The following is a 6,013-nucleotide window of genomic DNA, read 5'->3' on the forward strand; positions in this document are numbered from 1 at the left end:
CGCGAAGAGGCCGGAGCCGGGGCGGGCGAGGACACGGGCGGATCACTCCTGCTCAGACAGTTCAGACGGTTCAGGTGAGGCATCGGTCCCGTACGCAGCGAACGCGCGATCGGCGGCCTGAAAGGAACGATAAGGCAGACACCGGACCCGGCAACCGCGTCACACGGCGGACCCGCATCGCACCCTCACCACCCCTTCCACCCGTAAACCTCCAGGCCAGGTGGGGTGGAGCGACTCCGGCCGGTGCCGGGACCACTGAGTGTCGGCTAGCGGCCTCCCTTCGCCGTGGCCGGGCCCACCGGCCGATTCGATGGGCAATGAAGCGTTCCCTGATACCCGCCCGATACAAATCCCGAGTTCAGTCGTGACGACCTGTCGGCCGGGCGGCGGACAGGCCGGGGCGCCCGGCCCCCGAGACGTACGCCCCGGCTCTCGTCCGCTACGACGACGACCGGGGCACCAGCGGCTGAAACGTGCGCCTGCCCCGGTGAGCCACGTCTCCGTATGGTCCGGTGCCGGTTGTCCGGCACCGGTTGCGACATCCTGAGCAGCGCGGGGGACGGGCGCGGGGGGGGCAGCGTGATGTCGAGGTGCGCGGCTATCTCCAGCTCGAACCTGCCCAAGACGTTCAAGCTTCGATGCTTGAGCGGCGAGAGGCGGGCGCTGTCCTCGTCCGCGATCTCGTGGCCCTCCGCCTTGAGCTGGGCCACGGCGGCGTCGATGTCGCACAAGTGGGCCCGGGCTCGCATGCCGGGACGGACAACGACGCTCGACGGCCTACTTCTGATCCTGCGCTCCGGTGAGGAGGTGCAGGAGCCGGATGAAGTTGCGGCAGTGGCCGCCGTCGCAGAACCGGTTGTCGGGCTCACTCTCGCGGAACCAGCACGACAGGCACAGCCCGCCTTTGCGGACGTGGCGGCTGGTCCAGATGCCGATTTCGACGGGTCGGGTGGCGAGTCGTTCATCATGGTTCTCCTGGCAAAGGTGGTGAGGCCGCCTGGCTGTAGCCGCCGCTGGTCGAGTCGTCGCCGCGCAGCGGGCTGAAGTCGACGTCGAGCTTGGGGTCGTAATCCTCGGGCTGGATGCCGAGTTCGTGGGTGGAGTACGCGCCGAACCGTTTGATGTGCTCGGTCAGGTACGGCGAGATGTGGGCCAGCCGGGTCCTCGGGGCCGGTCGATCTCCCAGCCCTCCTCCAGGAGCTGGCGGACGATCTCCGCAATGTCCAGGGCGTTGTGGAAGATCACCGCGTTCGCAAGCAGGGCGTTGAACTTCATCGCCTTCTCCTGCTCGATGGGGTCGTTGTCGGCGAGGACGCCCTGGTTACCGAAGCCGACCCACGGAGAAAACCGGTGGACCGGCTCGTACACGTGGGTGCCACCGCGGACTGGGGTGCGCAGGTGTTGCACGGGGCCGGGGGCGAGCGGGGCGACGACCAGGTCGAGGCCGAACAGGGGCCGGATTCCGTGTTCGAGCGCGGCCTGCGCGAACCGGACGGCGCCGGTGACAGCGTCGCGGTCGGCCAGAGCCAGCGCGGTCATGCCTCGTCCGGCGGCGCGCTGGACGAGCTGCTCGGGGTGGACGGCGCCGAAGCGGGTGGAGAACCCGGAGACGGCGTTGAGGTGGGTAAACCCGCCCATGGCGCGCCTCCCATCTCCGGCCCCCTTCGGCCCGCTGCGTGGTGCACCGCTCCCCCACTTTCGAATCTTGTTCGAGCGTCGTAGCGCGTGAGATCGCAGGCCCACGACTGGGGCGGGTGAGCGTCACCCGTTCGCGGGACGCACGCCACCCCGCTCCGCGACCGCGCAGACGGGGAGTGCAGCGCGCATGCGCGATGCTGGTCGACCTCCCCGCGGAACGAAACCGGCTCTTCGAATCTGACGGTGTAGCCGGGGTCTGAAGCCGCCGGTCTCGAGCAGGGATCTCGTGGGCTCTCTACAGCCGCGCCTGCCTCTGTTCGCAGGCATGGGAGCCGGCGGGGCCGTGTGGGGCGAGGCGACCCCGGAGGCAGCTCGCCACGCCTGGGCGGTCATGCCGTAGGGTCGATGTATCGGAGTAGAAACGTGCTCTGGGGCCGAGCAGACAGCCGGACAGGGAGTACGCGCACACGCGGTATCGGACGATCCGCCACTCCTTCCGCGGAAGGAGTGCGTCATGAGGGCAGCACAGTTCAGCCGGTTCGGCGGCCCGGAAGTTCTTGAGATCGTCGACCTCCCCGATCCCCATCCCGGTCCCGGAGAGATACGGATCAAGGTCCGTGCCGCGGGAATCAACGCGAGCGACTGGAAGAAGCGTCAGGGCCTGATGGACCAGGAACTGCCACAGACCCTGGGCTACGAGGCCGCGGGCATCGTTGACGAGATCGGCGACGATGTCTCGGGTGTCACGGTTGGCGACCGGGTCTTCGGAGCCTCACCATACGGAGCCGCCCAAGCGGAGTTGGCGGTGCTGTCCCACTGGGCCCCGATCCCAAACTCGCTCGACTATGCGAGGTCTGCGGCGATCCCCGCGGCAGCCGAGACCGCAGCACGCTCGCTCGACCAACTTGGCGTCACAGCGGGCAGCACCGTCCTCATCAACGGAGCATCCGGCAGCATCGGGAGTGCTGCTGCCCAACTCGCCATGGAGCGCGGCGCGCGCGTCATCGGCACGGGTAGTCCTGGAACGCACGAGGCCCTCCGCTCGCTCGGGGTCGAACCGGTGGCATACGGCGACGGGATGACAGAACGAGTCCGGGCAGTCATGCCGACGAGTGTCGATTTCGCACTGGACGTCGCCGGCAGCGGCATCCTCCCCGAACTCGTGGAACTCACGGGCGCACCCGAGCACGTGATCACGGTCGCCGACTTCCGCGGCGCGCAGCGGACGGGCATCCGCTTCAGCCGCGGCGACACCGGCCGCGCCCCCTACGCGCTGGCCCAGGTCGCTCACATGGCCGAAACGGGACGATTCTCCGTCCAGGTCGGCCAGACCTTCCCCTTGACCGAGGTGGCCCACGCGCACCGCGTCGGCGAAGCCGGGACTGTCCGCGGCAAACTCGTGCTACTCGTGGACTGACGAGCGCCTGGACCACCCACCACGGCGGTGCAGCCCACGAGCAGGAACACCACAACGGCCCCGGCAACGGACAGCCCCAGGACCCTGAACCGGCGGCGGAAAGCGGACACCGCACAAGCGGCGCAAGGAGCCGGCGTCATGAAGCCATCCGAACACCGCCACCCAGGCCGACGACACCGGCCCTACTCAGCCTCGTACTCAGAAAGGCCAGAGTGCACGAAGAGTCCTCATGGCCTCTCCAACCGCTCTGAGCACCTGTCCGGCGAACGGTGCCAACCTGGACGCTCAGTCACAGGAAGTCCGCACCGTTTTCTGGATCAGCGTTCTTCGTCGACGAGCTCGGGTGTCAGGTCGCCGGGAACCCGTCGGACACTCGGTCGGTGTCGGTGCGGCCAAACTCGAGCCTCGCCTGGTCGACCTCGATCTCCACCACTACCTCCGGAGGGTCTTCGCAGTTGAGGGCAGTCGGGGTGTTGGCGGATAAGCGTCGAGGTCTTCCAGCATGGAAGTTCCTACACTGCCCATCTGAAAGACCTCGACATGCTCCACGCCATCTTCGCCGCGTCCTGTCCGACCACGTTCTGCCGTCTCGATGAACTCGGTCTGGCAGCCGTCGGGCAACGCCTTGAGCCGGATCAGGCGGTGATCGAGTGCCGGCACCCAGCCGCGTCACCGGTTAGCGGCCAGCACTGCCGCGAGGCCCTCCTGCAGGTCTTTGACGAAATATTCGGGAACCTCCAGCGACGGGAAATGTCCCCCGCTTTCGGGCGACCTCCATCGGACGATCTGTCGGTATCGCTCCTGCGCCCAGGGGCGCGGACACTTCTCGATGTCGCGGGGATACATGCTGATTGCTGACGGGACATCGACCCGAAGTTCCGGGTCCAGCGAGTTGTGGCTTTCGTAGTAAATACGGGCCGCCGATGCGCCGGTCCGCGTCAGCCAATACAGGGTGACGTCGTCAAGAATCCTGTCTCTGGAAATCGTCTCGAACGGGCTATCTTCGGTGTCTGACCACTCGGCGAACTTGTCAAGGATCCAGGCGAGAAGTCCGACCGGTGAGTCGACGAGCGAGTAGCCGATGGTCTGCGGTCGGGTCGCCTGCTGCTTCGCGTACGCCGCGCGGTGGCGCCAGAAATCGCGGGTTTCCTCAGTCGACTTGCGCTCGACCGCTGTCAGCCCGTCCGTTGTCAACCCGGGCGGCGCCTCAGCGAACAATGTGTGGATACCGAGAACATGCGCCGGGAACCTGCCAGCGAGAACCGTGGTGATATTACCTCCCCAGTCGCCGCCGTGGGCTACGAACTTGCCGTAGCCGAGCCTTCCCATCAGTTCCACCCATGCGGCCGCGATCTTTTCGGTTCCCCATCCGGTGGTGGCCGGCTTGTCGCTGTAACCAAAGCCTGGTAGCGACGGAACCACGACGTGGAACGCTGGCGCGTTTGCATCTTTCGGATCTGCCAGCTCGTCTACTACATCGATGAACTCAGCAATGCTGCCTGGCCAGCCGTGCGTCAGGATCAGAGGAGCGGCATCTGCGCGCGCGGATCGGCGGTGCAGGAAGTGGATTCCCAGATCATCAATGGTCGTGCGGAACTGGCCGATCCGGTTGAGGCGTTCTTCGAACGACCGCCAGTTGTACCCGGTGCGCCAGTAGTCCACGACATCGACGAGGTCGGCGAGGGGAACGCCCTGTTCCCATCGGCGAGGGTCGGGCGCGGCGCGATAGACCGTTTCGGCCTCCGGTAGCCGCGCTGCGGCCAGTCGCGCACGCAGATCGTCGAGGTCAGCGTCAGTTGCGTGGGCTTCAAATGCTTGCACGTCGCCGGTTGGACGGGGCATGAGACCTCCTGGCCATCGCGGAACCGGCTACGACGTTCACGAACCGGCTACGGCGGTTCTAGCATGTCTCCACCTCGGTGAGCAACCAGCTAAGGTGGTTCCATGCATGCTGGGTTCCCTGACTTTCGCCTCGGTAACGTGCTAGCGACCAGCTTCACGGCGACTCTGACGGAGCGTCGTGGCGACGCTGTGGAGCGCATTCCCACGCCGCAACGACTCGTCGACTGGCTGGCAGTGAACGGCCTGGCCGTGGAGTCCTGCACCACTGCCCAGCTCGACCTCGCTCGGACACTGAGGGAGTCGATTCACGCCGCCGCGACAGCGGCCGCCATCCAGGACGCTCTCCCTGCGTCTGCTGTCCAAGTCATCAATGACTGCAGCATTCAGGGGCGGGCCGCGGCTGTCCTGACGCCCGAGGGCAACCGTGAATGGCGACTTAGCTCGGCTTCCTGCGTGGAAGACGCCCTCAGCGTGATCGCCGCCGACGCGATCAGCATCCTCGCAGGCGAACGAGACGGAAAATTGGCCTTGTGTGCATCACCAACCTGCCAGGCCGCCTTCTTCGACACCAGCCAAAGTCGCACCCGCAAATGGTGTGAGATGAACACGTGCGGGAATCGTCAGAAGAAAGCGCGCTTCAATGCCAAGCAGCGCAAAAACCCCAGATCAGCGGAGTGATCGTTACCTCGGTACATCCAAGTGGGCCCCACGCCTGCGACACATCTGTCGCGTTGGGTCCCCCCAACGGCACCACTAAGAGGTCCACAGAAGCGCGGCCTCAAACTGGGGGCGGACGCGTACGCGGGTGCTGTTCTCCTCCGAGAAGACTTTGTCGCGCGGTCTGCCGTTCTTGGTGAGGGCGTCGAGCTGGAAGTGGCGTTCCTGGGTGAGCTTCGAGCACCTTGCGTACCCGATGTGGATGTCGGCGGTCGGGGTGACCGTTCCCCGAACCCTTTCCCAAAGTTCCCATTTCAGGCCGATGGCTCTTGACCTGCTGACACTGGGTTCAGAAACAGGCACTTCAGCTTGTTATTTAACCTCTGGCCTCGAACGACGGGTCGCACACCGTCACTCACCTGGGGATTCGCCGGACAGGCGGACGGCCCTCGCATGATC

General features: G+C 66.1%; 4 protein-coding genes and 1 pseudogene. 2 read left to right on the forward strand and 3 right to left on the reverse strand.

Going from position 1 to position 6,013, the window contains the following annotated elements; genetic code table 11:
* Positions 1-610: 610 nt before the first annotated feature.
* Positions 611-722: pseudogene (locus ACZ7GZ_RS34900) on the reverse strand (Tn3 family transposase); the annotation flags it as partial.
* Positions 723-1,131: 409 nt separating this feature from the next.
* On the reverse strand, positions 1,132-1,638 hold the full coding sequence (locus tag ACZ7GZ_RS34905) for a Tn3 family transposase (protein ID WP_471030499.1): 507 nt from the start codon (positions 1,636-1,638) through the stop codon (positions 1,132-1,134).
* A gap of 514 nt (positions 1,639-2,152) precedes the next feature.
* Between ACZ7GZ_RS34905 and ACZ7GZ_RS34910 the strand changes: the two genes are divergently transcribed.
* Positions 2,153-3,055 (forward strand): NADP-dependent oxidoreductase, encoded by a 903-nt coding sequence (locus ACZ7GZ_RS34910; protein ID WP_471030501.1) that lies wholly within the window; start codon positions 2,153-2,155, stop codon positions 3,053-3,055.
* Between the two features lie 669 nt (positions 3,056-3,724).
* Here the strand turns inward: ACZ7GZ_RS34910 and ACZ7GZ_RS34915 are convergent.
* Positions 3,725-4,897, reverse strand: a complete 1,173-nt coding sequence (locus ACZ7GZ_RS34915; protein ID WP_471030504.1) for an epoxide hydrolase family protein — start codon at positions 4,895-4,897, stop codon at positions 3,725-3,727.
* 102 nt (positions 4,898-4,999) lie between these two features.
* On the opposite strand from ACZ7GZ_RS34915, the gene ACZ7GZ_RS34920 reads away from it, so the two are divergent.
* A complete protein-coding gene (locus ACZ7GZ_RS34920) occupies positions 5,000-5,575 on the forward strand; it encodes a CGNR zinc finger domain-containing protein (protein ID WP_471030506.1) in 576 nt (191 codons plus the stop codon).
* The last annotated feature ends 438 nt before the right edge of the window (positions 5,576-6,013 follow it).

Source organism: Streptomyces sp. NPDC037288 (assembly GCF_055603265.1).

What these genes read in the sequence shown, in the direction of transcription:
- ACZ7GZ_RS34915 (WP_471030504.1), bottom strand. Translation starts at nt 4,897, where the DNA reads ATGCCCCGTCCAACCGGCGACGTGCAAGCATTTGAAGCCCACGCAACT.
- ACZ7GZ_RS34905 (WP_471030499.1), bottom strand. Translation starts at nt 1,638, where the DNA reads ATGGGCGGGTTTACCCACCTCAACGCCGTCTCCGGGTTCTCCACCCGC.
- ACZ7GZ_RS34920 (WP_471030506.1), top strand. Translation starts at nt 5,000, where the DNA reads ATGCATGCTGGGTTCCCTGACTTTCGCCTCGGTAACGTGCTAGCGACC.
- ACZ7GZ_RS34910 (WP_471030501.1), top strand. Translation starts at nt 2,153, where the DNA reads ATGAGGGCAGCACAGTTCAGCCGGTTCGGCGGCCCGGAAGTTCTTGAG.